Raw genomic sequence first — 26656 nt, forward strand, 5'->3', positions numbered from 1 at the left:
ATTTAGTCTTGTTTTAAAAACTGTAATAGTAGTTTTGGGTTTTGTCTAGTATCCCAAAAAGCAAGAATGAAAATTTTATTAATTTTTACTTTATAAAAGATACAATAATGTTCTAATATAATTGCTTTAACATTTTTCTTAACTGTTGGTTTTCCCATTTCAGGAAATTCTTTTAGCAATTTAGTACTCTCTTTTTTATTGATATTTTATTTCTTAGAACACTTTGATGTCTTTTTTCTTAAAGCTTTAGAGGTATATATTATAATTAGTTCATCCATTTAGAATCTAACTTTTCAATATCTTCTTCGGAGTATAAACGTCCATATTTTATTTCTTCTTCGCTCCTATTTAACATTTCTAATTGTGCTGAGTTAAAAGAAATTTTTTCTTCTGATTTTGATGCTTCAAAAATAGTAACAAGTGCACTCAATAATTTTTCATTTTGAGTTGCAACTATTTTTTTAATTAAATTATTTTTAAACTTTCTAAAGTATCCATAACAATCAGTTTTTATAAAAATACAAAATTCTTTTTAAAACTCAGCATTTTGCGGTGTTCTTGGAAAAGGAATTACGTCTCTAATATTACTCATTCCCGTTGTAAATTGCACCAAACGTTCAAAACCTAAACCAAAACCAGAATGCACTGCAGTTCCATATTTACGTAAATCTAAATACCACCACAATTCTTTTTCGTCGATATTCATGGCTTTCATTTTTTCTAATAAAACATCATAACGCTCTTCTCTTTGAGCTCCACCAACTATTTCTCCAATTCCTGGAAACAAAACATCCATAGCTCTTACCGTTTGTCCATCATCATTTAAACGCATATAAAATGCTTTGATGTTTGCTGGATAATCAAATAAAATTACTGGACATTTAAAATGCTTTTCAACTAAATAACGTTCGTGTTCAGATTGTAAATCTGCTCCCCATTCATTAATTGGATATTGAAATTTCTTCTTTTTATTTGGTTTTGAATTTCTTAAAATATCGATTGCTTCGGTATAAGAAACACGTTTAAAATTATTTTCAACTACAAAACGTAATTTCTCTAACAGACTCATTTCACTGCGTTCTGTTTGTGGTTTACTTTTATCTTCTTGCGTTAAACGTTGATCTAAAAATGCTAAATCGTCTTTACAGTTTTTTAAAACATCATTAATTACCGATTTGATAAAATCTTCTGCCAAATCCATATTTCCGTCTAAATCCATAAAAGCAACTTCTGGCTCAATCATCCAAAATTCTGCTAAATGGCGCGTTGTATTCGAGTTTTCTGCTCTAAAAGTTGGTCCAAAAGTATAGGCTTTACCTAAAGCCATTGCAAAAGTTTCTGCTTCTAATTGACCAGAAACCGTTAAGTTGGTTTCTTTACCAAAAAAGTCTTTTGAATAATCAATTTTCCCGTCTTCAGTTACAGGGGCTTTATTGTCTTCAAAATTTGTAACTCTAAACATTTCTCCGGCGCCTTCTGCATCAGAACCTGTAATAATGGGCGTGTTTACATAGTTAAAATCATTTTCTTGAAAATATTTGTGAACTGCAAATGATAGTTTAGAACGAACGCGCATCACAGCACTAAAAGTATTTGTTCTAACGCGCAAATGTGCATTTTCTCTTAAAAATTCGAAGCTATGTTTTTTTGGCTGAATAGGATATTCATCAGGATTACAATCACCTAAAATTGTAATTTTAGAAACCTGAACTTCAACAGATTGTCCTTTTCCTTGACTTTCTACAATTGTACCTTTTATAGCGATTGCCGCACCTGTTGTAATTCTTTTTAGAGTAGTTTCATCGGTGTTTTCAAAATCGATAACACATTGTATATTGTTTAAAGTTGAACCATCATTTAAGGCAATAAAACGATTACTTCTAAATGTTCTTACCCAACCTTTTAATTCTACTTCTTGTAAAACTGAATCCGATTTTAAAATTTCGGCAACGTTTTTATGTGTCATTTTTTTTGTGTTTTATTGATTTGCTCTTGAATTTATTTACTGAAATGCAAAGATACTTTTTTGCAACAAATTGCGCAATTATCATTTGTCAATAAAACCATAAAGTTATAAGGAGTTTATAAATTGTTAAAAATTATATCTATTTTTTATATCTATAAAAGTTTTAATACATAGCATGAAAAAGAACTATAAAATTTCTTTTGAAAGAATTTTACAACAGCTCCAAGCAGATTTAATTGGGAAAGATTCTTATAGAGGTGTTACCTTGACCTACGCCTGGTTAGCTAACAGTTTGGGCACATTTCATTGGGATTTACACCCACTTTTTTAGTGGATTATTTCTTTAATATTACAGTATTAAAATCAGCTTTATATGTTTCTATTTTTTTGTTTTTGTTTGAATTATATAATTTTTTAGGACCATTATTGAGCAAAAGAGAATCGAAATCTGATGTTCTTTTTGTGCAGAACAAGCGCAAATATATTTTTAAACCTAAATGGTTCAATGTCGCTCTTGAGACGTTTACCAATGTTTGCTTTTTTATTCTAGGAAGCTTTTTGTTCGTTTTTTGTATTCTTAAATTTGATGACAATGTTGTAATAATTGTCCTATCCATTTTAACCCTTTATCTAGCGTTTGCAAAAAGGTATTGGTACGTTACCAAAATGTATCAACTTTATGCTAGATTTCCTTTTCAATTTGGATTAAGGCAGTGGGATTTTACTATAAATTCTTCGGATAAATTAAAAGTAGAGAACTTTTTACAAGGAAAAGGTAACGATAATCATTTATTAATTTTCGGATTTTTAGGCGCTGTAAAAACAAGTTTAGGGATCGGAATATTAAACGAATTAAGCATGTAAAATAATAGCTGTTTATATGTAAATGCTATCAAAATGTTCAATTATTTTTTCAAGGATGAAGGTGCTGCGTTAAGCACTTATGAAATTTGGAATTGGAAAACTGCAAATTTTTTAATGATTGATAACATCAATCCGAGAGAACCTATTCAGGATGAATTAATTTCACCAACAAAACTTTTAAGTTTTATAGGCATGCTAAAGCCCGAAAAAAAGAAAAATGGAGAGCTACTTAAAAATAAAAATATAATTTGGGTTTTAGGAAGTAAGCAATCTTTAGATGAAAGTCATATAGATGAATGGAGCGAAATGTTGCTAAAAATAGGAGTAGAAGAACATAAAATTGGTACAATAAACTTATAAGGTTAATTGTTTTATAGAATATAATTATTGTGCGCAAAACTTATTAAATGCGGTAAGCTTTTTATATCAAACCTTTTGTATAAAGGGATAATTCTTTTTTCTGTGGCAGATTGACTAACGTTTAATTTATCAGCAATCTCTTTAAAGGTGAATCCTTTAGCAGCCAATTCTAACGCTTCTTTCTCTTTTCTAGAAATTCTCAACTCGTTAAATAATTGTTCATTTAAACTTTCTTCAAATCCGGAAGTTTCTGGTCCAAAGGCTGCATATTGCATAATGTTTCCTAATTTTCTAGAATGAATTTTTTCTGATATACCTATTAATTCTAAGATGTTACCATCCGAAGATTTATAAACACCAACTCTCGAAAATAGCGGAACAATTTCTCTGTTTTTATGAATCTTTTCTACCTTAATAGTAAAACTATATTTATTTAAGTTCTCTTTAATATTCTATAAATACTGTAAACCTTTATCGTTTAGTTCATTGGAAAAAAATAGAGTATCTATTAGAAGTTGAGTTAACAATTTTTAGTAAAGTAATTTCTTCATCTTTGCAGCCTAACATGTCTTCCCAACCATTTGCAAATAATATTCTATTTTGATCAAAAGAATAGATGTAAACAGCTTGGCCAACAAATAGAGCTATTTTCTCTCTGTATTCTTTGTAAAAATGATCATTCGCATCAAAAGGAATATTTGACACTCTGTCTCTAGTATATTCTCCTAATTTATTTTTCATTATATTAAGTACTATAAAACTTAGTGAAAACACAGTTAACAACAATATAAATATAGTTTAATTTTGTAAAATAAATACTATTGAAAAAGTAAAAGCATATTGAACAAGAGAAAGTTAAATAAATCGCTATGAAAAAGAATTTATAAAAACTTTATACAGATTAAGGTTCTTTTATTTCCCAAATCTGAATTGGCTAAAAAGCCTTTACTATTTAAAAAATAGTAAAGGCTTTTTTTTATTCTTCATTCATTTCTTCTTTTGGAGGAATAATTTTTATCGAAGGTTCTTTAAAGTCCTTTTTGTTGGCAATTTTCTTTTCGAAGGTTAATAACAATGAAGGTAATAACAATAAGTTTGATACCATTGCTAATAATAAAGTTACAGAAACCAGTCCGCCTAAAGCAATTGTACCTCCAAAACTAGAAAGTGTAAATACTAAAAAACCAAAGAATAATACTATTGATGTGTAAAACATACTTACACCTGTTTCTCGCAAAGCAGCATAAACGGATGGTTTAATTTTCCAGTTATTTGCCATTAATTCCTGCCTATATTTTGCTAAAAAATGAATAGTATCATCCACAGAAATACCAAACGCAATACTAAAAACTAATATAGTTGATGGTTTTATGGGAATGTCTAAAAAGCCCATTAAGCCGGCGGTAATTAACAATGGAAGTATGTTTGGTAACAGAGAAATTAAAATCATTTGCGGGGATCTAAACATCCAAGCCATAAAAAGTGCAATTAAAATAATTGCTAATGATAAAGAAAAAACTAAATTTTTGATTAAATAATTCGTCCCTTTTATAAAAACCAACGCTTTTCCGGTTACAGAAACTGTATATTTATCCGAAGGAAATTCTTTATCAATAACTGATTTTAGGCGTTCTTGAATAACATCCATTTTATCGGTGCCAATATCTTTCATAAAGGTTGTTATTCTTGCATAACGGCCTGTAGAATCAACAAAATTCTTTAACATTCCTGTTTCGCTATTCGAGTTTTTCGTATACGAAAAAATATAACTTTGCTCTTGATTTGTAGGTAATTGATAATACTTAGGATTCCCTAGGTAATACGCTTGTTTGGAGTATTTTACCAAGTTTACAACAGAAATGGGTTTAGACAATTCAGGAAAAGTTTCGATCGCGTCATTAATTTTATCCATCTTTTTTAAAGTGGATAATTTCATAACTCCTTTTTCTTTTTTTGTGTCAATTAAAATTTCAAGAGGCATAATTCCGCCAAATTCTTTTTCAAAGAATTTAATGTCTTTATAAAATTCCATGCTTTTAGGCATGTCTTCAATTAAACTTCCAGAAACTCTAATTTGATACACACCAATAATTCCTAAAATAATAATAACTACGGATGCTATATAGATTGTAATTCGTTGTTCTTTTACGGTTTTTTCCATCCAATCAACCACATTTTCAATCCATTTTCTTTCAAGATGATTTAAATGTTTCTTTTTAGGAAGTGGCATAAAACTGTAAATAATAGGAATAATTAACAGCGCTAAAATAAAAATACTGATGATGTTTACAGAAGCTAAAATTCCGAACTCACGCAACAAATCACTTTTCACAAAAACAAAGGTTGCAAAACCAGATGCAGTTGTAATATTTGTCATTAAAGTAGCATTGCCAATTTTGGAAATTACACGTTGCAAAGCTTTTGCTTGTTGCCCATGTTTTTTAATTTCTTGCTGATACTTATTGATGAGAAAAACGGCATTTGGCACTCCAATTACAATAATTAATGGCGGAATTAAAGCAGATAAAACTGTGATTTCATATCGAAACAAACCAATAAAACCAAAAGCCCAAGTTACCCCAACTAATACTACTAAAAGCGTGATAAAAGTAGCTCTAAAAGACCTGAAAAAGAAGAAGAAAATAATGGCAGTTATACCTAATGCTCCAAAAACAAAAAGGATAATTTCGTCTTGAATGTTTTGCGCATTTAGTGTTCTTATATAAGGCATTCCAGAAATACGAACATCTAAATTGTTCTCTTTCTCAAATTTTTCTATAGTCGGAATTAATTTATCAAAAATAAAATCTCTACGAGCAAGTGTATTTATGATATCCTTTTTAATATAAATAGCAGTTTGTAAAGTACCTGTTTCTTTATTAAAAAGTAAGTTGTCATAAAAAGGAAGCTTCTCAAAAAGTTGTTTTTTAATTTCTAGAACTTCTTCTGTCGTTGTTGGGTCTTTTTCATACAAAGGTTCTAGTACAAATTTTCTTTTTTTTCTATCAGCTCTTAACTCTTTAACATCAGCAATAGAAAGCGTAAAATCTATTTCTTCTAAATCTTCAAATTGGCGAACTAAGTTATTCCATGCATTAAACTTTTTTGGAGTAAAAACAGTCGAATCTTTTATTCCAAGAATTACTAAGTTGCCTTCTTCACCAAAAATTTTTAGAAATTTATTGTATTCTAAATTTGCTTCATGGTTTTCTGGGAGTAAGTTTGCTTCTGTATACGAAAACTTCATATACTTCATTTGTGAAGCTAATAAACCAGTAATAATTGCGATAGTAATTAAAATTAAGTATCTGTTTCTTAATATAATACCAGCAACTTTTGTCCAGAAATTCATTTATTTATTTTTGTGCAAAGTTAGTTAATTTGTAATGGGGGTTAAAATAATAAGGAGTGTTCTGCAACACTCCTTATTATAAATATATTATTTATTAAACTTTCATTATTTCCATTTCTTTCACTGAGAATTTATCATCTATATTTTTCACAAAAGCATCCGTTAATTTTTGAATATCCTCTTCTGCAATCTTTTTCATGTCGTCTGAAACATCAACCTTTTTGATTTCATTATTTGCATCTTTCCGCGCGTTTCTTATACCAACTTTTGCATGTTCTGCCTCTGCTTTTGCTTGTTTAGCTAAGCCAACTCTTCGTTCTTCTGTTAATGGTGGTACATTAATCATAATCACATCTCCATTATTCATTGGGTTAAAACCAAGATTAGCCAACATAATTGCCTTTTCAATGGTTTGTAACATGCTTTTTTCCCAAGGTTGAATGGTTAAAGTTCGTGGGTCTGGAGTTGTAACGTTTGCAACTTGGCTTAATGGTGTTTGAGAACCATAATAATCTACCATAACCATACCTAACATTGCAGGTGTTGCTTTACTAGCTCTAATAGATCGTAATTCTTTTTCTAAATGCTCAATGGCATTCGTCATTGCTTCTTTAGCAGTGTCTAATATAAATTCAATTTCGTCGTTCATCTTTTTAAATTTAAAGATTATGCTTGTTAATTGTCTATAATTGTACCAATTTTTTCTCCTGAAACTAGTTTTATTAAGTTTCCTTTTTTATTCATGTCGAAAATAATAATTGGTAATTTATTTTCTTGACTTAAAGTAAAAGCGGTCATATCCATTACTTTTAAACCTTTTGAAATTACATCTTTAAAAGAAATCGTTGCAAATTTAATGGCGTCTGCATTTTTTTCAGGATCGCTATTATAAACTCCATCAACTCTAGTACCTTTTAAAATAGCATCTGCATTAATTTCAATTGCTCTAAGAACAGCAGCTGTATCAGTTGTAAAATAAGGGTTTCCAGTTCCCGCGCCAAAAATAACAACACGCCCTTTTTCTAAATGTCTAATTGCTTTTCTTTTAATATAAGGTTCTGCAACTTCTTTAATTTCAAGAGCAGTTTGCAAACGTGTGTGCACATCTTCATCCTCTAAAGCGCTTTGTAAAGCCAACCCGTTTATAACGGTTGCAAGCATTCCCATGTGATCACCTTGAACGCGGTCCATACCATTACTTGCGCCAGCAACACCTCTAAAAATATTTCCACCACCAATAACAATGGCAACTTCAATACCTTTTTCTACAACTTCTTTAATTTCTTTTGCGTATTCGGCAAGACGTTTTGGATCTATACCATATGGTCTATCCCCCATTAGAGCTTCGCCACTTAATTTTAAAAGAATTCTTTTGTATTGCATTTAGTTTGTTGTTTGAAAATTCCCTTTTGGGAATAAAGTTTGACAAAATTACGGAATTTTTTATTTTTTTTAAATTCAGAGTTATTGTTTTGATTTATAATTTTTTAAATAAAATGAAAATGCTGAAATAGAACCGTTTAAACCTTTGTAGTATTCATTCAAATTGATTAATTTTGCAGTCGATTTTTTAAGAACTAGACATAATAAGAAATGAATATTACAAAAGAAAACGTAGACGCATTAAATGCAGTTGTAAAAATTGATATTGTTGCTGATGATTATCAAGTAAAAGTATCTGAACTATTAACAGATTATCGTAAAAAAGCAGACGTTCCAGGGTTTAGAAAAGGCCATGTGCCAATGGGAATGATTAAAAAGCAATATGGTAAATCTATAATGATAGATGAGGTTAATAAACTTTTACAAAGTTCTTTAAATAAGTTTTTAGTCGATGAAAAATTAGATATTTTAGGAAATCCTTTACCTAGAATAAAGGACGATTTTAATTGGGATGCGGCTGTTTTTTCTTTCGAATTTGAATTAGGTTTAGCACCTAAATTTGAAATCAATTTAAGCGAGAAAAATAAAATACAACAGTATAAAATTATTGCTACAGACGGTTTGATTGATGAAGAAGTTAAGAACATTCAAACTCGTTACGGAAAGGTAAGTTCTATAGAGGAAGCTACCGAAAACGCTACTTTAACGGGAACTTTTGTAAACGAAGAAAAAGAAATCAATAAAAAGGCTACTTTTTTAGTTAACGACGTAAATGGTAAGAAAAATGAAGCGAAAGTTATTGGGGCTAAAGTTGGCGATATAATTGAGTTAGAAACTAAAAAATTATTTGAAGACGATCATAAGTTAGAACATATTTTAGGGGTTTCTCATGATGAGATTCATGATTTAGATATAACAGTTACTTTTACCGTTGAAGATATTACAACAACAGCACCGGCAGATTTAGACAAAGAATTGTTTGATAAATTATTTGCTGATGGAAGTGTAACTTCTGTAACAGAATTAAAAGAAAAAATTAAAGAAGACGCAGAAAAGCAATTTCTACAGCAAGGTGATCAGCAATTATTAAATGCGGTAACTGAGTATTTAGTAGAAAACACAAAGTTTGATTTACCTGCTGAATTCTTAAAAAAATGGTTAGCAAATGCTGGTGAAAAACCATTAACGAGCGAAGAAGCTACTGCAGAATATAAAAAATCAGAAAAAGGTTTGCGTTACCAATTAATCGAAGGAAAGATTATGAAGGATAACGATATCAAAATCGATTATAAAGAATTGATCGAGTATGCAAAAGGATTTATTCGCACGCAAATGGCTCAATTTGGTAATATGAATCCAGAGGAAAAAGAGTTAGAAGATATTGCTGGTAGAATTTTGCAAAATCAAGAAGAAGCTCAAAAGCTACAAGCACAATTAATTAGCAATAAATTATTAGCTTTCTTTAAAGAGAAAATCAATTTTAAAACGAAAGAGGTTTCTTACGAAGATTTTATCAAAGAAGTTTATAAATAGTTTTCATTGCGAAGAATGAAGCAATCTATTTGATTAAAAGTAGATTGCCTCACTCATTCATTCATTTATTCTTCGCAAAGAGAAAAAATTAAAACCAGAATATAGAAACATAGGTTTTTTTGGGAACTGCATTAACAAAGAAGTAACAAATAGTTTCTTATCTTTACATATCAATATATTTAAAATAATTAGGAAGATGGATTACGGAAAAGAGTTCGAGAAATACGCAACAAAAGAGAAAGGAGTAAGTAGCACATACTTTAATCAAATTACAAGTAGTTTAACGCCATATATAATGGAAGAACGTCAAATGAACATCACTCAAATGGATGTTTTTTCACGTTTAATGATGGATAGAATTATCTTTTTAGGAACCGGCATTAACGATCAAGTTGCAAATGTTATTCAGGCGCAATTATTGTTTTTAGAAAGTGTAGATTCAAACAAAGATATTTCAATTTATATTAATTCGCCTGGAGGAGGTGTTTATGCAGGTTTAGGAATTTACGATACCATGCAGTTTATAAAACCAGATGTTGCAACGATTTGTACAGGAATGGCGGCTTCAATGGGAGCAGTTTTAATGTGTGCAGGGGCAAAAGGAAAACGTTCGGCGTTGCCACATTCTAGAATTATGATACATCAGCCAATGAGTGGTACTCAAGGTCAAGTTTCTGATATGGAAATTACCATCAAAGAAACTATAAAATTAAGAGATGAATTATATACAATCATTTCTAATCATTCAGGGCAAACATTTGATAAAATAAAAACAGATTCTGATAGAGATTATTGGATGAAAGCAGATGAGGCGAAAACCTACGGAATGATTGATGAAGTTTTAGCAAGAAAGTAGTAAAGTATTTAGTTGTTGGGTTTTAGTTGTTGGTAAGCGTTTTGCCGAACAATTAATAACGAATAGCCAAAAACCAAAAAATAATGTCAAAAAAAGAAGAAATTTTAGAGTGTTCGTTTTGTGGGCGAAAAAAAGCAGAAACAGACTTGCTAATTGCAGGAATGGATGCTCATATTTGCGACAAATGTATAGAGCAAGCTCATGGTATTGTGGCAGAAGAAATATCTGATGTAAAATCAAGTAATTTGTCAAAAGACTTAATGCTTAAAAAACCATTGGAAATTAAACAGTTTTTAGATCAATATATTATTGGTCAAATAGAAACTAAAAGAGCAATGTCTGTTGCAGTCTACAATCACTACAAGCGTTTATTGCAAAAAGATACTGAAGATGAAGTAGAAATTGAAAAGTCTAACATCATTTTAGTAGGGGAAACAGGAACAGGAAAAACATTGGTGGCAAGAACAATTGCTAAAATGCTAAACGTGCCATTTTCTATTGTAGATGCTACTGTTTTAACACAAGCGGGTTATGTAGGAGAAGATGTAGAAAGTATTCTTAGCCGATTATTACAAGCTGCAGATTATGACGTAGATAAAGCAGAAAAAGGGATTGTTTTTATTGATGAGATTGATAAAATTGCTAGAAAAGGTGACAATCCATCAATTACTAGAGATGTTTCTGGTGAAGGTGTTCAGCAAGCGTTGTTAAAATTATTAGAAGGTTCTGTAGTAAATGTGCCGCCAAAAGGGGGTAGAAAACATCCAGAGCAAAAATTCATTGAAATAAATACCAAAGATATTTTATTTATTGCAGGTGGTGCTTTTTCTGGAATTGATAAAACAATCGGCAAACGTTTAAATAGACAAGCTGTTGGTTTTGGTGCTTCTTTAGAAGATGATAAAATTGATGAGGAAAACTTGCTTCAATATATTACGCCCTTAGATTTAAAATCTTTTGGATTGATTCCAGAAATTATTGGACGTTTACCCGTCTTAAGTTACATGAATCCCTTAGATGCAGAAACGTTAAGAGCTATTTTAACAGAACCAAAAAACTCAATTATAAAACAATACACAAAGTTGTTTTTGATGGATGAAGTTGTGTTTACAATTGAAGAAGATGCTTTAAATTATATTGTAAATAAAGCTATAGAATATAAATTAGGTGCAAGAGGTTTGCGTTCTTTATGTGAAGCTATTTTTACGGATGCAATGTTTGAGTTACCAAGTTCTGATGAAAAAGAATTTAACGTAAACAAAGAATATGCAGAAGCTAAGTTAACGAATACCACCTTAAAAAAATTAAGAGCTGCCTCTTAAAATAATACAAACAAGAACAGACCTCAAAGGTTTTTAAAGCTTTTGAGGTCTTTTTATTTTAGAAACTTTTACATTATAAATAATCAAAGTTCTAAACCTTATATTTGTTACCATTTTATCACACAAAATAAATGATTTCTAGAAGTACCATAGACCGAATTTTCGAATCTGCGAGAGTGGAGGAGGTTATTGGTGAGTTTGTTCAGCTAAAAAAAGCAGGAAGTAATTTTAAAGGATTAAGTCCTTTTACGGATGAAAAATCACCGTCATTTATGGTGTCGCCTGTAAAACAAATCTGGAAAGATTTCTCTACAGGAAAAGGAGGAAACTCCGTTTCTTTTTTAATGGAACATGAGCACTTTTCATATCCAGAGGCTTTAAAATGGTTAGCCAAAAAGTACAATATAGAGATTGAAGAAACAGAGCAATCTGATGAGCAAAAAGAGCAAACCAATGAACGAGAAAGTATGTTTTTGGTCTCTAACTTTGCCAAAGATTATTTTCACAATTTAATGCTTAATACAAACCAAGGCAAAGCAATTGGTTTGTCTTATTTTAAAGAGCGAGGTTTTACAGATGAAACTATTGAGAAATTTCAGTTAGGATATTGTTTAGATGAATGGGATAACTTTACAAAAGCAGCTTTAGCAAAAGGATACGATCTAAAATATTTAGCATCAACCGGACTATCTATTGTGAAAGAAAACAAGCAGTTTGATCGTTTTAAAGGAAGAGTGTTATTCCCAATTCAGTCAATGTCTGGAAGAATTTTAGGTTTTGGAGGAAGAATTTTAACTGCAGATAAAAAAGCAGCTAAATATTTAAATTCGCCAGAAAGTGATATTTACCATAAAAGTAAAATTCTATACGGAATTTATCAAGCCAAAAAAGAAATAGCAAGACAAGATAACTGTTTTTTAGTAGAAGGATATACTGATGTAATTTCTTTTAATCAATCTGGAGTAGAAAACGTTGTCGCCTCCTCAGGAACAGCGTTAACATCAGATCAAATACGATTAGTAAATAGATTAACAAAAAACATAACAGTACTTTTTGATGGAGATGCAGCCGGAATTAGAGCTTCCATTCGGGGAATAGATTTAATTCTAGAGCAAGGAATGAACGTAAAAGTAGTTCAGTTTCCTGATGGAGAAGATCCAGATAGTTTTGCAAAATCACATACAAGTGCTGAGTTAAAAGAATATTTAGAAACTGCGGCGCAAGATTTTATCAATTTTAAAGTTTCGCTTTTACTAAAAGATTCGAATAACGATCCTATAAAAAAAGCAACCGTAATTAGAGATATTGTAACGAGTATTTCTAAAATTCCGGATGGAATTCAAAGAGAAGTGTACGTTCAAGAATGTTCTAGAATCATGGATATTTCGGAACGTGTGTTGTTTAGTGAATTGGCTCAATTATTAAAAAAAGAAGCTTCTCAAAGAAATAAACCAAGCTCAAGTTATAGTAATAATGTAGATCCGAATCAGCCACCAGCAGAGTATTTTTATGATCAAGAACAAGCTTCTATGGAACTTGTTAAAGGGACTCAAGTTGCTTCTCAAAAAATAGATCAACTATCAATTCTTGAAAATGAAATTATAAAAATTTTGTTATTGTATGGTAATGAAGAGATAGATTTTTCTGAAGAGCTTAGTAATACTGATGAGGATGGAAAAGAAACGTTTTCAAATAGAAAATATCAGAACTTAGTATCCGCAGAAATTTATTTGCATTTGCAAGAAGATGAAATAGAGTTTACAAATCCTCTTTTTCAAGAAATTTATACAGAAATGATTCATCAATTAAATCAATCTGAAAAATTGGAAATAGATAAATTTGTAAATAATAACAATACAGATATTGCATCGATAGTTACTTCTATTTTAATGGATGAAGAAAAGTATCAATTAAGCAACTGGGGAAGTAAAAGTATTGAGGTTAAATCTGCTTTAGAGGTATTGCCAAAAGCGGTCTCTGATGTAATTTACAATCTACGTAGAATTTTAATTGATAGGTTGGTAAATGAATTTTTAGTGCAAGGAAAAGAATATACGAATGAAGAAAAAGAAGAGATTATGAGCTATAACTCACTAAGAATTCGACTTTCAGAGAAACTTAAAAGAGTCGTATAGTTGACGTAGTCCTGTTATTATAACAAATAAGCAGTATTTTCACACTTTCAAAAATGATTTATTGTAGAACTCACAAAAATTTAATGTATTGTTAAATTATTCTTAGTTGAATGTTTTTTTAAGTGATTTTGCATGTGAAAATAAAAAAACTAAGATTGTGAAAAGAATATTTGAAATTTTAAAAATTGTTGCATTATTGTTTAGATTGCCTTTTGATATTTCTAATGAATCAAAAAAAAGAGCTTCTGTTAAACTTAAGAAGTTAACGATTTCTGCTCGTTTATTGTAAAATAAGCAAAATGGTTAAAGAGAGTATATGAAAGTAAATTTCTCATTTTTAATTATCTAAGTTTCAGTAAAAATTAAAAAAAGGGTTTTTCCTTTTCTCATTTAAATAAAAGTTTCAAATATTTTTGATCCTTTGTTTTAAGAAAGAGAAAACTATGCATCATGAAAAGAACATTCCAAATTTTAAAAATTATTCAATTATTCATCTTTTTACCATTTGAGATTTCCAAAGGCTCTAAGAGAAGGCTTATCAGAAGATTAAAAAAATGATGATTTCTGAAAACTTATTATAAATAGATTAGAAAAGAAAAATTATAAAAGAAACGCCACAACTATAAGTAGTTAAGGCGTTTTTTTTATGCGATAAATTTAAGTTACATAAACTTTTTTGGAATTTCGCAAATAGGAATTGGTAACATTTTGTGTTTATTAATAGTATTTAAACGCGTATAAATTTTGAGTACTTCTTTTTTTCTTTCAGAAAAATCATCAGCAGTTTTACCTTTTTCTTCCATATTCATTGCCCATTCTAATTCATCATAAGAAGCACCAATTTGATCTTCATCAGTTCTACTATCGCCAAATAAGCCGTCTGTAGGTTGTGCTTTTTGTATAGAATTAGGGACACCCAAATAAGCCGCTAATTCATAAACTTCCGATTTCATTAAATCAGCAATCGGACTTAAATCTACACCGCCATCACCATATTTTGTATAAAAACCAACGCCAAAATCTTCTACTTTGTTTCCTGTTCCGGCAACTAATAATCCCTGTAAGGCAGCAAAATAATACAAAGTAGTCATTCTTAAACGTGCTCTTGTATTTGCCAAAGACAAATCTAATTTTTCAGAATGCTCTACACTTGGCAGTACATTTTTAAAATCTTCAAAGGTGGAAGTTAAATCAACCCTTGCCTCAGAAACATTAGCAAAACGTTTTTTAAGTTGCGCTATATGTTCTTCTGCTCTAGAAACTTGGATTTCTGCTTGATGAATGGGCATTTCTACACATAAAGTTGGATAACCTGTTTTTGCACATAGAATCGAAGTTACAGCTGAGTCTATTCCTCCAGAAACACCAATTACAAATCCATTTACTTTTGCATTGGTCGCATATTCTTTTAACCAATTAATAATATATTCAGCTACTTTTTCGGTATTCATTGACAAACTATTTTAGTATTTTTAACGTTGTTAATTTGAATGATAAATATACGAAGAATATGAGATTTTTATTTACAGTTTTAATGGTTTTATGCCTATTTTTTTCTTGTTCTGATAAAAATTTGAATCAAATTGATGTTTCTAAGATCAATGTAGATTTTTCGGTAGAAAGGTATGATGTTGATTTTTATACCGCTACAATTGAAGATTTACCTAAATTGAAACAAAAATATCCTTATTTATTTCCAAGTGAATTTACCGATAGCTTGGTTTTTGCAAAGATAAATGATACACAAGAACACAAGTTGTTTGCTGAAACTCAAAAAGTGTACAAAGACTTTTCATATGAAGAAAATGAAATAGCTTCACTGTTTAAACATGTTAAATATTATAACTCGAAGTTTGAAGCACCAACTATTGTAACGATATTAACAAACATTGATTATGACAGCAGAGTTATCTATACAGACAGTTTAATGCTTATTTCTTTGGATGTGTATCTTGGTGAAAATCATAAATTTTATGGAGATTATCCAAAATATATTAAGGAGAATAACACCAAGAATCACATGATTGTGGATGTTTCAAATGCTGTAATTGATAAGCAAGTATATCCATCAAACAAAAGAGATTTTGTTGCTAAAATGATTCACGAAGGAAAAAAGATGTATCTTTTAGATATGTACATACCGTCAATTTCTGATCGTGAAAAGATTGGATATTCTCAAGATAAATTAAACTGGGCAACTGCCAATGAAGAGCAAATTTGGATGTATTTTATGGACAATAAATTATTATTTAGTACAGACACAAAACTCAATCAACGATTTATAGAAAACGCACCGTTTTCAAAGTTTTACATGGCACAAGATAATTTATCGCCAGGAAAAATTGGAGTTTGGATTGGTTGGCAAATTGTAAGGTCTTATATGAAACATAATGATGTATCTTTACAAGAATTATTAAAAATAGACGAATCAGATTTATTTAATAAATCGAAATATAAACCCAAAAAATAATGGCAATTAAACACAATTCTGAAATAAAATTTAAAGTTGGTTTAGATGAAAATAAAGTTCCTGAAGAAATTTTTTGGACTGCAAAAGATGGTGGAATTGACAATGAAGCATCAAGAGCAATTATGATTTCCGTTTGGGATCATAAACAAAAAGATACGTTACGTATGGATTTGTGGACGAAAGACATGCCTGTAGATGAAATGAAACAATTTTATCATCAAACTTTAGTTTCGATGGCAGATGCTTTTGAAAAAGCAACGGATGATGCAAAAATGGGTGCAACAATGCGAGATTTTTGTGCTTATTTTGCAGAGAAATTAGAGCTTAAAAAGTAATTTTTTAAACGTTTTTAATTTTGTTGATGATGAACTTATAATCATCATTATTGTCAACAAAATCTATTTCTGATACATCAATTACCAAAATATTTAAATCTTGTTGGGTACTTATAAATTGTTTGTACCCATCATGGATTTTCTGCAGATAATCCGCTTCAATATTTTGCTCATATTCTCTGCCTCGCTTTTTGATGTTTTGCAAAAGACGCTCTGTATTCTGATATAAATATACATACAAATCTGGTTTTGTAATTTCTTTGTATATCAAATCGAACATTTTTCGATATAAAACATATTCATCTTTTTGTAAGGTGATTTGCGCAAAAATCAATGATTTAAAGATGTAATAATCAGAAACAATTAGATTCTTGAACAAGTCTAATTGCGCCAAATCATCCGATAATTGTTGATATCTATCCGCCAAAAAACTCATTTCTAAAGGGAATGCAAAGCGTTCTTTATCTTCATAAAATTTTGGTAAAAACGGATTGTCAGCAAAACGTTCTAAAATAATTTTTGCATTAAATTCATCAGACATCATTTTGGCCAAAGAAGTTTTTCCTGCGCCAATATTTCCTTCAATAGCGATATAATTATACTTTTCTGAAATAGGTATTGGTCTTTTTAATTTTTCTTCAATCAGAGAAATTTCAGAAGAATCATCACAATTTTTTAAACAAACAGCAAGTTGCTTTTTCTCTATAGGATGGAAAGTAGTACTTGCAATTTCTACTAAAGGAACTAAAACAAATTTGCGTTCTAACATTTTGGGATGCGGAACGGTGAGCGTTCTAGAAAATATAATTTCATCATCAAACAAAAGAATGTCTATATCAATATTTCTATCCGTATATTTTTTAGAAGCTTTTCGTTCTCTACCCAACTCAGATTCTATATGTAAAAGAGTATTAATTAGTTTTTCAGGCGGATGATAGGTAGTTACTTTTAAACAGATGTTCAAGAAATCATCGCTATCAAATCCCCAAGAAGCAGTTTTATAAACCGATGATACTTTTTGAATATCGCCTACGTTATCTGCAATTGAATTAATCGCATTTTGAAGGTTTTCAAGCTTATTTCCTTGATTCGTTCCTAGAGATAAATATGTAATACGTTGAATTTTCATATAAGTGCTGCAAAGAAAATAAAAGGATTCTAATTATTACTATGGTTTTATAAATTTAATAGAATTTATATTATAGTTTAAGTAAAGTAGGAAATATGCCTTGTAAAGGTTTAAAAATAGCAATTTCCAAAAAATAGGAGCGAAGCTAATTAAAATAAACTCATGGTCTATTGATATTTTGTTCGCTGTTTATTTGGGTGATAGTAAAAAACAAATTTTTAGAACTTAAACTTTTAATAGTCTTTATTCCTCATTTGATATTGGTAACTCTTTACAACAGTGTCATTTTTGAAAATTAATTCCAAACATTCTTGTTGTGTATTAAAAGCACCGGGTTTAAAACCTAAATTGTAGTTCCATTTTTCAGGAGAATTTGCTTTGATGCTATCATTCCAGCCATACCATTCACTTTTGCCTAATGCTTTCTGAATTTCACTTTTGGTTTTACCAGTAAATAATTGGTTTTCGACAATTTGGTTGCTCATTTCGAAACGCAACGTAGGTTTTTCTTTCCATGCTGTTGTTTCAAAGTATTTTTCGTGGTGATAACTGCTAAAAATATTTAATAGCGGATAAAATAGATAAAAGTAAATTACAGGTGTAAGTAGAGCGCTTGCTAAAAGAGTAAGCCATTTACGATCATCAATTGATTTGACAAACAGCCATAATACAATGAACACAAGAAGTGAAAAAAGAATTAAAAGAGGAGATACTATCATTTATAATAATGGATATTAGTGAGTTTTTTAAGTTCTTAAATAGGTTACAAAGTTACTAAACTGAAACTATTTCATGAAATATATTTTTTGAGTTTTGTTTTAGGAATATATTTTTAGGATGAATCTTACAGAATACTGTTATCCCTATTAAAATAAGGTAAAAATTTCCTTATTCCTCTGGTATTGAACTGACAATAGAAAGTTTTGTACACCAAAAAAGACTGTCTTTAAAGACAGTCTTTTTATTATTTATTTAAATTTCAAGAATTTATTCTTCTTTTCTTGGTTCTCTCGGTTCTCTTGGTTTTCTATCATCACGTCCGCGACTATCTCTACCTCTACTATCACGAGGACTACTGCTACGTTTGTCATCTCTTGGCGGTCTTGCAACGTACCCTTCTGGTTTTGGTAAAACAGCTTTTCTAGAAACTTTTTCTTTACGAGTTCTCGGGTCTAATCCAAAATATTTTACATCTAAAATATCTCCCATTTTCACTACGTCAGAAACATTGTCTGTTCTCTCCCATGCTATTTCACTTACATGCAATAAAACTTCGTTTCCTGGAGCTTCTAAATATTCTACAACAGCACCAAAATCTAACATTTTAATTACTTTTACTTCGTAAATGCTACCAACTACTGGTTTAAACATCATTGACTCGATACGAGCAATAACTTTTTCAATTCCTTCTGGGTTTGTTCCTAAGATCTCAATAATTCCTTCTTCAGTTACAGCGTCTTCAGTAATTACAATTGTAGTTCCTGTTTCTTTCTGTAATTCTTGAATATGTTTACCACCTGGTCCAATAAATGCACCAATTAGTTCGTTAGGAATTCTTCTATTGATCATTTTAGGAGCATGTGCTTTTACTTCTAGGTTTGCAGAAGCAATGGTTTCAGTTATTTTTCCTAAAATATGTAAACGACCTTCGCGAGCTTGTTTTAGTGCATTCACTAAAATTTCGTAGCTTAAACCTTTTACTTTAATATCCATTTGACAAGCGGTAATTCCTTCAGAAGTACCTGTTACTTTAAAATCCATGTCTCCTAAGTGATCTTCATCACCTAAAATATCAGACAATACAGCATATTTTCCAGATACAGCATCAGAAATTAATCCCATTGCAATACCAGAAACGGGTCTAATCATTTGAACACCTGCATCCATTAATGCCATTGTACCAGCACAAACAGTTGCCATAGAAGAAGAACCGTTAGATTCTAATACTTCAGAAACTACTCTTACCGTATAAGGACAATCAGCAGGAATCATTCCTTTTAATCCACGTTGTGCTAAATTACCATGTCCAACTTCTCTACGAGATGTTCCACGGATGGGTCTAGCTTCACCCGTACAAAAAGGAGGGAAGTTATAATGTAAATAGAAATTTTCTTCACCTTCGTAAGATGGCATGTCTATTTTGTTTGCATCTCTTGAAGTTCCTAAAGTAACGGTAGCTAAAGCTTGTGTTTCTCCACGAGTAAAGATTGCAGAACCATGTACTGATGGTAAATAATCTACTTCTGACCAAATTGGTCTAATTTCATCTGTTTTACGACCATCTAAACGCAATCCTACATTTAAGGTTAAATCTCTAATTGCAGCTTTTTCGGCTTTGCGATAATAATCAGAAACCAATCCACCATAATCTGCTAATTCTTCTTCAGAAAAAGTAGCTTTAATAGCTTCTTTTATTTCTTTAAATGCAGCACTTCTCTCATGTTTAGCAGATCCAGCTTCTGCGATAGCATATACTTTATCGTATGCCATATCATGAACCTTTTTCTCTAATTCTTTATCTTCTCTTGCAGCTTCATATTCACGAACTGGTTTCTTTCCGAATGCTTCTGCTAATCTTAATTGAGCAGCACATTGAATCTTGATAGCTTCGTGTGCAAACTTAATAGCGTCAGCCATTTCTTCTTCAGAAATTTCATCCATTTCACCTTCAACCATCATTACAGAATCTGCAGAAGCACCAATCATCATATCGATGTCAGATTCTGCTAATTGTGCTCTTGTTGGGTTGATGATAAATTGGCCATTAATACGACCAACTCTTGCTTCAGAAATTGCACATTCAAAAGGGAAATCTGATAATTGAATCGCTGCGGATGCTGCTAAACCTGCCATTGCATCTGGCATCACATCTTCGTCATGAGACATTAACTGAATCATCACTTGCGTTTCGGCAGTATAATCTTTTGGGAATAACGGACGTAAAACACGGTCTACTAAACGCATTGTCAATACTTCGCCGTCACTTGGTCTTGCTTCTCTTTTGAAGAAACCACCTGGATAACGACCTGCAGCTGCAAATTTTTCTCTATAATCTACCGTTAATGGTAAAAAACCAAGATCTTTTTGTTCATAATTGGAAACAACTGTACACAACATCATACATTTCCCTGATTGCACAACAACACTACCATGAGCTTGTTTTGCTAATTTCCCGGTTTCGATAGAAATTTCTCTACCATCTCCAAGGTCTATAACCTCTCTAAATACTTTTGGAATCATAAAATTTTAATTCTAAATTTTTAATTTGTTTGTTGTTGTGTTGTTGTTTGTTGCTGCAATGGAAATACAAGAATTTTGTTAAGATTCTTGATCTTTTTATTAAGTTTCTGTGAGTTAAACAGAATTAAATACTTTTCAGATTCTCATTTTAATGAGAAAGACAAATTTAATGTTTTGTATCTATAAGCTACAAGTTTATCATAAAAAAAAGAGGCACGTTTATAGAGCCTCTTTTTTTTTGTGAGAATTATTTTCTAATTCCTAATTCTAGAATAATTGCACGATATCTATTGATTTCAGATTTCTTAAGATAATCTAATAATCTTCTACGCTTACCAACCATCATTACTAAAGAACGTTCAGTGTTAAAATCTTTACGATTTCTTTTTAAATGCTCTGTTAAATGGTTAATTCTGTGCGTGAATAGTGCAATTTGACCTTCTGAAGTACCAGTATCGTTTTTACCTTTACCGTGTTTTTCGAAGATGCTTTCTTTTACTTCTTTAGTTAAGTACATGCCAATATTATTTAAATGATTTTTATGTATTTCAATGCGCTTTACATTGAGGGTGCAAATATAGAACTATTTTTTGATTTAAAATATAAAGAGAATCCAAATATAAAATTATATGCTTTTAATATACCTATGAAAAGAGATGCTTTTGGATTTGCAAAAAAATGATTGAAAGATATAATTACAAATTTCCTGTTTTATACTCAGATTCAGATACTATTCCTAAGCAACTTGGATTTAATAAGCTTCCTTATTTGGTGATTTCAAAGAATGGGCATGCAAGATATAATTGATATCCTGCTTTAGCAGAAGATAATCTTTTTGTTAACTCCTTAGAAGATGAAATAGAGTTCTCACTAAAAGAATAAATAAAAAGCCAGCATTTGCTGGCTTTTTATTTTAAGCTCTAATTGGTATGTTCTGAATTAAATCAATATATAAATTTATTTGTTTTTTAATTCTTTACGCTCATAAATTGCATCTAAGAAGCCATGTTCTAAGACAAATTCAGATTTTTGAAACCCATCAGGTAAATCTTTTCCTGTTGTGTCTTTTACAACTCTTGGTCCTGCAAAGGCAATTAATGCATTAGGTTCGGCAATATTTATATCGCCCAACATTGCGTAAGAAGCAGTTGTGCCACCAGTTGTTGGATCTGTACAAAGAGAAATATATGGAATTTTAACTTCTGCTAATTGCGCTAATTTTGCCGATGTTTTTACCAGTTGCATTAAAGAAAGTGATGCTTCCATCATTCTTGCTCCTCCAGATTTTGAAACCATTAAAAATGGAATTTTGTGTTCTATAGAATAGTTAATCGCTCTTGCAATTTTTTCGCCTACAACAGAACCCATAGATCCGCCAATAAAAGCAAAATCCATAGCCGCGATCACTAAATCTTTTCCAAAAGATTTTCCAACAGCTGTTCTTACAGCATCATTTAACTTTGTTTTTTCCTGAGCAGCTTTTAATCTGTCTGGATATTTTTTTGTGTCTTCAAATTTTAACGGGTCTTTCGAAGTTAAATTTTCATTTAATTCTAGAAACTTATTATCGTCAAAAAAGATTTCGAAATACTCTTTACTGCCGATTCTCACATGATAACCGTCTTCTGGACTTACATATAAGTTCTTTTTTAACTCTTCCGTATCAATAATTTTTCCACTAGGAGTTTTATACCAAAGTCCTTTTGGAGTGTCTTTTTTTTCTTCTGTAGGAGTCTGAATTCCTTTGTCTTTACGTTTAAACCAAGCAGTCATAGTTAGTTTATTTTATTGTTGGTGGTTGTTTTTAGCTTTCTAAAAAATAAGAAAAATAGTCTGCAAATGTAAAAGATTTTTATGAACTATAAATTTTCTTTAAAGGATTCTTTTTCACCGCTGTATTTTTAGCATAAAAAAAGCATTTTGAAATTTTTCAAAATGCTTTTCTATATGTGTGATATAAATTCTATAATGTATCTACATTATTTAAATCTGCAAACGCTTGTTTTAATCTTGTAATAAAAGTTGCTTCACCTTCACGTAACCATTTTCTTGGGTCGTAATATTTTTTATTAGGTTGCTCTGCTCCATCAGGATTACCAATTTGATTTGCTAAATAAGGTGCTTTACCTTGCATATAATCTCTAATTCCTTCAGTAAATGCAAATTGTAAATCAGTATCGATATTCATTTTAATAACACCATAACCAATAGCTTCTCTAATCTCTTCTATTGTAGAACCAGATCCTCCATGAAATACAAAATCGATTGTATTATGAGGCACGTTGTACTTTTTAGAAACATATTCTTGAGAATTCTTTAAAATTTTTGGCGTTAATTTTACGTTTCCTGGTTTGTAAACACCATGTACATTTCCAAAAGCGGCAGCAATTGTAAATTGAGGAGAAATTTTTAATAACTCTTCATATGCATACGCAACTTCTTCTGGTTGTGTGTATAATTTAGAGACATCTACATCAGAATTATCAACACCATCTTCTTCACCACCAGTAATTCCTAATTCAATTTCTAAAGTCATACCCATCTTGCTCATTCTAGCAAGGTATCCTTTACAAATTTCTATGTTTTCTTCAATTGGTTCTTCAGACAAATCGATCATGTGAGAACTATATAAAGGCCTCCCAGTTTCTTCAAAATGTTTTTCTGAAGCGTCTAATAAACCATCAATCCAAGGTAATAAACTTTTTGCACAGTGGTCTGTATGCAAAATTACAGGCACGCCATAAGCAACTGCTAATTCATGAATATGCTTTGCACCAGCAATCCCACCAGCAATCGCTGCTTTTTGGTTTTCGTTTGATAAACCTTTACCCGCATTAAATTGTGCTCCTCCATTTGAGAACTGTATAATTACAGGCGCATTTAAATCTCTAGCAGCCTCTAAAACACCATTTATAGTGCTAGAACCTACCACATTTACTGCTGGTAAAGCAAAACCTTTTTCTTTTGCTAGTTTAAAAATAGCTTGAACTTCTTTTCCTGTTGCTACCCCAGGTTTTATAGTATGACTCATTTTGTGTTTTTTATGGATGTTTAAAAGTCAAAAGTACTAAAAAATAGTAGTTTAAGAATCTTGAATTGTAATAAAATAACGAAAACGTTATAGAGTTTTGGTGCTTTTTTTTCTTAGAAAGGATAGTTAATTCCCACATTGTATACTGCATTTGAGAAATTGTAATTCCTAAACCACTTATTACTATCTAAGTAAGGTTCATAGGTTTTAAAACCAATATCGAAACGTAAAATTAAAAAACTAAAGTCTAATCTTGCTCCAAAACCAGAGCCAATAGCAATATCTTTTAAGGAATTAAAACCAGTAAATCTGGAGTCTTGATCAACAAGGCTAGAGCCAGAAATATCCCAAATATTACCAGCATCAACAAATAAAGCGCCTTTTAATCGGTTAAAAACATCAAATCTATACTCTGCACTTGATAAGAATTTAAAACTACCCGTGTTGTATTCTAAGCCCGTATTTCTGCTTCCTGGACCTAACTCATAGGTTTGCCAAGCTCTAATGTCATTTGATCCACCAGCAAAATAACTTTTGGTAAAAGGAATATCAGAATTATCATATGTAATTATAGCGCCTAAAAATGTTCTTACTCCTAAAACTGAGTTGTTGCCAAAATCCCAGAATTTTTTGTATTCAATATCCGTTTTAAAATATTGAGCTAACGGAATGTTTAAAAATGTTTTTTTATTATTTGCATTCGTATTTTTGGATAATAAGCCTAAAATATTTCCAGAATTAGCAATTCTAGCTCTAAAAAACGAAAAATTACTATCCTTAAAAGTTGTTTGGTTATTATAGGTGTACGAATACGCAAAAACCGGAATTAAAAAATCGGATGTAATAATATTATATCTATTTAAAATGTTTGTTGCTGTAGTATACTCATCCGAATTTGATGCTTGAAAATTGGTATTAGTTGAAACAGTTCTCATAAAATTCACAGATACTGCTGCTTTTTTTTCATCCCTAGGCAGAGGATAAATGGAAGTGTTGTTTATATTATCATAAACTTTTGCAACAGCATTTAAATTATCAAACTCAGAACTATAGATGTCAAAGAAACTCCCAATGTTTAGATTTTGGACATACTGAGTATTTAAAATCTCTAATTGTATTGTTTTCTTCTGATTAAATTGCCACTTATAATCTGTTAAAAAGGAAAATGTTTGTCTGTCTAGCCCAATATTTTTCTGAAAACTTGATCCTACAGAGAATAACGTTCTTGGCGACATTTCTTTTGGCACTAATTTGTTTAATCCAAAAGGCACAACAAACCTAGGTATTTCTATTGAAACATCTGCACCAATTTCGTACCCTGGACCATTATTAGAATTGAACCAAGAGCCTAAAAGAGACATTTTTAGTAATTCGGCACCTTTAAAAGTATTTCTATTAGTAATAGAAAATTTTGCAGAAGCACCTATATTTCTAATGTTAGAGTGCGTTAATTCTGTTTCCGAACCTAAAGTAAATTTTTCTAGAGGTGCTAAAAAAATATCCATTTTTAGTTCATCATCAGAACCAGGTATTGAAGAATAAACAATATTAGATGATTTAAAATTCTTTAAAGATTTTAAATGTGTTCTTGTCAAGTTACTTAAAGTGTCTTTGTAAATTTGGTTTGGTTTTAAGAAAATTGACTGTGCTAAATATTTAGGATTATATCTTAACTTGTTGTTTGATAAAAATTTAATTCCGTTGTAAAAAACGGTATCTTTTATAAATTCTCCTTTTCTTGTGAATGAATAATCTGTTATTACGTTAACTTCTTTTACCGTTTGAACCTTAAAAGGCTTTTCAACGTACAGTCCGTTTTCCTCAATTAATCTTTCAGCAGAAATTAAAAACTCAACATTTGTTTTATAATCTGTTCTTGTAGAATCTACGTAAAAACCTAAAGCCGATTCTGTAAAATGATAAATTCCACTATTTCTAAAAAGTTTAACAATAGTATTTGCTTCATTTCTAAATGCTACATCTTTGTATTGATCGCCGGTTTTTAAAAAGGTTTCTATGTTCGCTGTTTTATAAATAGAATCTAAAACTGGTGAATCTATTTTAAATTTAATAGTATCTAATAAAGTAGCTTTTCCTTTCTTAATATAATATGCTACTGTGGCCTTCTTCTTGATAGAATCTATGTTAATAGTAGAACTTACAGAAGATTTAAAATATCCTTGCGTTTTATAATACGCCCATAAATTATCTGCAGTTCTACTTATTTTAAGATCGTTAATTATCTCTGGTTCATCATAATCTAAAAACCAATTATTTAGTTTTATAAACGAATTAGCGTAGGATATACTTTGTTTTTCGGAAAAAATAGTTTTTACAAAGTTGTAAGACCGCGGATTTTTAATAGCCCATTTTATGGGTGTTTCGGGTTTATTATGATTTCCTATATTATGAAAATACAACGCAATTGGTAAGCCTAAAAAACGAGGATTAGGTTTTTGTAAAATATATTTTTGTAGCTCGGCGCCTTTTGTTTTTACACTGTCTATGAAAATATAATTTTCATTTAACATGTGCTCACCGTCAGTTACATGTTTTGTTGAATTACATGAAACAAAAAAGATAATTAATAAAAAATAAAACGAAATTTTTTTCATTATTTTAGCGCTGCAAAGAAAATCAAAAATAACATTTTTCAACGGTTTATTCCAATTTACAAACA

Annotated in this window: 25 protein-coding genes and 1 pseudogene; 10 read left to right on the forward strand and 16 right to left on the reverse strand. The window is 30.5% G+C overall.

Annotation, left to right across the window (positions count from 1 at the left end):
• Window positions 1-2: 2 nt before the first annotated feature.
• From BST83_RS21645 to asnS, 3 genes are all read right to left on the reverse strand, one after another.
• Window positions 3-179 carry a type II toxin-antitoxin system RelE/ParE family toxin gene (locus BST83_RS21645; RefSeq protein ID WP_146092211.1) on the reverse strand — a complete coding sequence of 59 codons (177 nt, stop codon included), beginning with the start codon at window positions 177-179 and terminating at the stop codon, window positions 3-5.
• A gap of 86 nt (window positions 180-265) precedes the next feature.
• Window positions 266-430 carry a hypothetical protein gene (locus BST83_RS20050; RefSeq protein WP_170062840.1) on the reverse strand — a complete coding sequence of 55 codons (165 nt, stop codon included), beginning with the start codon at window positions 428-430 and terminating at the stop codon, window positions 266-268.
• A gap of 102 nt (window positions 431-532) precedes the next feature.
• A complete protein-coding gene (asnS, locus tag BST83_RS19245; RefSeq protein ID WP_104811314.1) occupies window positions 533-1966 on the reverse strand; it encodes an asparagine--tRNA ligase in 1434 nt (477 codons plus the stop codon).
• A 175-nt stretch (window positions 1967-2141) separates the two neighbouring features.
• On the opposite strand from asnS, the gene BST83_RS20055 reads away from it, so the two are divergent.
• The 3 genes from BST83_RS20055 to BST83_RS19255 all read left to right on the forward strand — a co-directional run bounded on the left by BST83_RS20055 (window position 2142) and on the right by BST83_RS19255 (window position 3190).
• The gene (locus tag BST83_RS20055; RefSeq protein WP_170062841.1) at window positions 2142-2297 is read left to right on the forward strand and encodes a hypothetical protein; all 156 of its coding nucleotides are present in this window, start codon (window positions 2142-2144) and stop codon (window positions 2295-2297) included.
• Between the two features lie 335 nt (window positions 2298-2632).
• Window positions 2633-2830, forward strand: coding sequence for a hypothetical protein (locus BST83_RS19690; protein ID WP_146092212.1), 198 nt, complete (start codon window positions 2633-2635; stop codon window positions 2828-2830).
• A gap of 33 nt (window positions 2831-2863) precedes the next feature.
• On the forward strand, window positions 2864-3190 hold the full coding sequence (locus BST83_RS19255; protein ID WP_104811316.1) for a hypothetical protein: 327 nt from the start codon (window positions 2864-2866) through the stop codon (window positions 3188-3190).
• 11 nt (window positions 3191-3201) lie between these two features.
• Here BST83_RS19255 and BST83_RS20985 read toward each other — a convergent pair whose 3' ends face one another.
• The 5 genes from BST83_RS20985 to pyrH form a co-directional block, all read right to left on the reverse strand.
• Window positions 3202-3465 carry a helix-turn-helix transcriptional regulator gene (locus BST83_RS20985; RefSeq protein WP_240614885.1) on the reverse strand — a complete coding sequence of 88 codons (264 nt, stop codon included), beginning with the start codon at window positions 3463-3465 and terminating at the stop codon, window positions 3202-3204.
• A gap of 208 nt (window positions 3466-3673) precedes the next feature.
• Window positions 3674-3931, reverse strand: a complete 258-nt coding sequence (locus BST83_RS20990) for a hypothetical protein (protein ID WP_240614886.1) — start codon at window positions 3929-3931, stop codon at window positions 3674-3676.
• A 235-nt stretch (window positions 3932-4166) separates the two neighbouring features.
• The gene (locus BST83_RS19265) at window positions 4167-6542 is read right to left on the reverse strand and encodes an efflux RND transporter permease subunit (protein ID WP_104811317.1); all 2376 of its coding nucleotides are present in this window, start codon (window positions 6540-6542) and stop codon (window positions 4167-4169) included.
• A gap of 94 nt (window positions 6543-6636) precedes the next feature.
• On the reverse strand, window positions 6637-7191 hold the full coding sequence (gene frr, locus BST83_RS19270) for a ribosome recycling factor (protein ID WP_104811318.1): 555 nt from the start codon (window positions 7189-7191) through the stop codon (window positions 6637-6639).
• Between the two features lie 26 nt (window positions 7192-7217).
• Complete coding sequence (gene pyrH / locus BST83_RS19275) at window positions 7218-7925, reverse strand: UMP kinase (RefSeq protein ID WP_104811319.1); 708 nt, start codon at window positions 7923-7925, stop codon at window positions 7218-7220.
• 210 nt (window positions 7926-8135) lie between these two features.
• Between pyrH and tig the strand changes: the two genes are divergently transcribed.
• The 5 genes from tig to BST83_RS21220 all read left to right on the forward strand — a co-directional run bounded on the left by tig (window position 8136) and on the right by BST83_RS21220 (window position 14060).
• Window positions 8136-9458, forward strand: a complete 1323-nt coding sequence (tig, locus tag BST83_RS19280; RefSeq protein WP_104811320.1) for a trigger factor — start codon at window positions 8136-8138, stop codon at window positions 9456-9458.
• Between the two features lie 196 nt (window positions 9459-9654).
• Window positions 9655-10314: an ATP-dependent Clp endopeptidase proteolytic subunit ClpP gene (gene clpP / locus BST83_RS19285; protein WP_104811321.1), complete on the forward strand. Its 660-nt coding sequence runs from the start codon at window positions 9655-9657 to the stop codon at window positions 10312-10314.
• Between the two features lie 83 nt (window positions 10315-10397).
• Window positions 10398-11636, forward strand: a complete 1239-nt coding sequence (gene clpX, locus BST83_RS19290; RefSeq protein ID WP_104811322.1) for an ATP-dependent Clp protease ATP-binding subunit ClpX — start codon at window positions 10398-10400, stop codon at window positions 11634-11636.
• A 131-nt stretch (window positions 11637-11767) separates the two neighbouring features.
• Complete coding sequence (gene dnaG, locus BST83_RS19295; RefSeq protein ID WP_104811323.1) at window positions 11768-13771, forward strand: DNA primase; 2004 nt, start codon at window positions 11768-11770, stop codon at window positions 13769-13771.
• Window positions 13772-13928: 157 nt separating this feature from the next.
• Window positions 13929-14060 carry a hypothetical protein gene (locus BST83_RS21220; protein ID WP_302849507.1) on the forward strand — a complete coding sequence of 44 codons (132 nt, stop codon included), beginning with the start codon at window positions 13929-13931 and terminating at the stop codon, window positions 14058-14060.
• Between the two features lie 373 nt (window positions 14061-14433).
• On the opposite strand, the gene nadE is transcribed toward BST83_RS21220, so the two are convergent.
• Window positions 14434-15222, reverse strand: coding sequence for an NAD(+) synthase (nadE, locus tag BST83_RS19305; RefSeq protein ID WP_104811325.1), 789 nt, complete (start codon window positions 15220-15222; stop codon window positions 14434-14436).
• Between the two features lie 59 nt (window positions 15223-15281).
• On the opposite strand from nadE, the gene gldB reads away from it, so the two are divergent.
• Complete coding sequence (gene gldB / locus BST83_RS19310; protein WP_104811326.1) at window positions 15282-16241, forward strand: gliding motility lipoprotein GldB; 960 nt, start codon at window positions 15282-15284, stop codon at window positions 16239-16241.
• On the forward strand, window positions 16241-16576 hold the full coding sequence (gene gldC, locus BST83_RS19315; protein ID WP_104811327.1) for a gliding motility protein GldC: 336 nt from the start codon (window positions 16241-16243) through the stop codon (window positions 16574-16576). Before gldB ends, gldC begins: the two co-directional genes overlap by 1 nt.
• Window positions 16577-16580: 4 nt before the next feature.
• Here gldC and folK read toward each other — a convergent pair whose 3' ends face one another.
• From folK to tamL, 7 genes and pseudogenes are all read right to left on the reverse strand, one after another.
• Complete coding sequence (gene folK / locus BST83_RS19320; protein ID WP_104811328.1) at window positions 16581-17705, reverse strand: 2-amino-4-hydroxy-6-hydroxymethyldihydropteridine diphosphokinase; 1125 nt, start codon at window positions 17703-17705, stop codon at window positions 16581-16583.
• A gap of 233 nt (window positions 17706-17938) precedes the next feature.
• Window positions 17939-18385, reverse strand: coding sequence for a hypothetical protein (locus tag BST83_RS19325; RefSeq protein ID WP_240614888.1), 447 nt, complete (start codon window positions 18383-18385; stop codon window positions 17939-17941).
• A 307-nt stretch (window positions 18386-18692) separates the two neighbouring features.
• Window positions 18693-20945, reverse strand: a complete 2253-nt coding sequence (locus BST83_RS19330; RefSeq protein WP_104811330.1) for a polyribonucleotide nucleotidyltransferase — start codon at window positions 20943-20945, stop codon at window positions 18693-18695.
• Window positions 20946-21192: 247 nt separating this feature from the next.
• Window positions 21193-21462 (reverse strand): 30S ribosomal protein S15, encoded by a 270-nt coding sequence (gene rpsO / locus BST83_RS19335; RefSeq protein WP_104811331.1) that lies wholly within the window; start codon window positions 21460-21462, stop codon window positions 21193-21195.
• A 396-nt stretch (window positions 21463-21858) separates the two neighbouring features.
• Window positions 21859-22718 (reverse strand): annotated as a pseudogene (gene accD / locus BST83_RS19340) (acetyl-CoA carboxylase, carboxyltransferase subunit beta).
• Window positions 22719-22908: 190 nt separating this feature from the next.
• Complete coding sequence (gene fbaA, locus BST83_RS19345) at window positions 22909-23976, reverse strand: class II fructose-bisphosphate aldolase (protein ID WP_104811332.1); 1068 nt, start codon at window positions 23974-23976, stop codon at window positions 22909-22911.
• 113 nt (window positions 23977-24089) lie between these two features.
• Window positions 24090-26591 (reverse strand): translocation and assembly module lipoprotein TamL, encoded by a 2502-nt coding sequence (gene tamL, locus BST83_RS19350; protein ID WP_104811333.1) that lies wholly within the window; start codon window positions 26589-26591, stop codon window positions 24090-24092.
• Between the last annotated feature and the right edge of the window lie 65 nt (window positions 26592-26656).

Source organism: Polaribacter filamentus (assembly GCF_002943715.1).
Lineage (GTDB): Bacteria > Bacteroidota > Bacteroidia > Flavobacteriales > Flavobacteriaceae > Polaribacter > Polaribacter filamentus.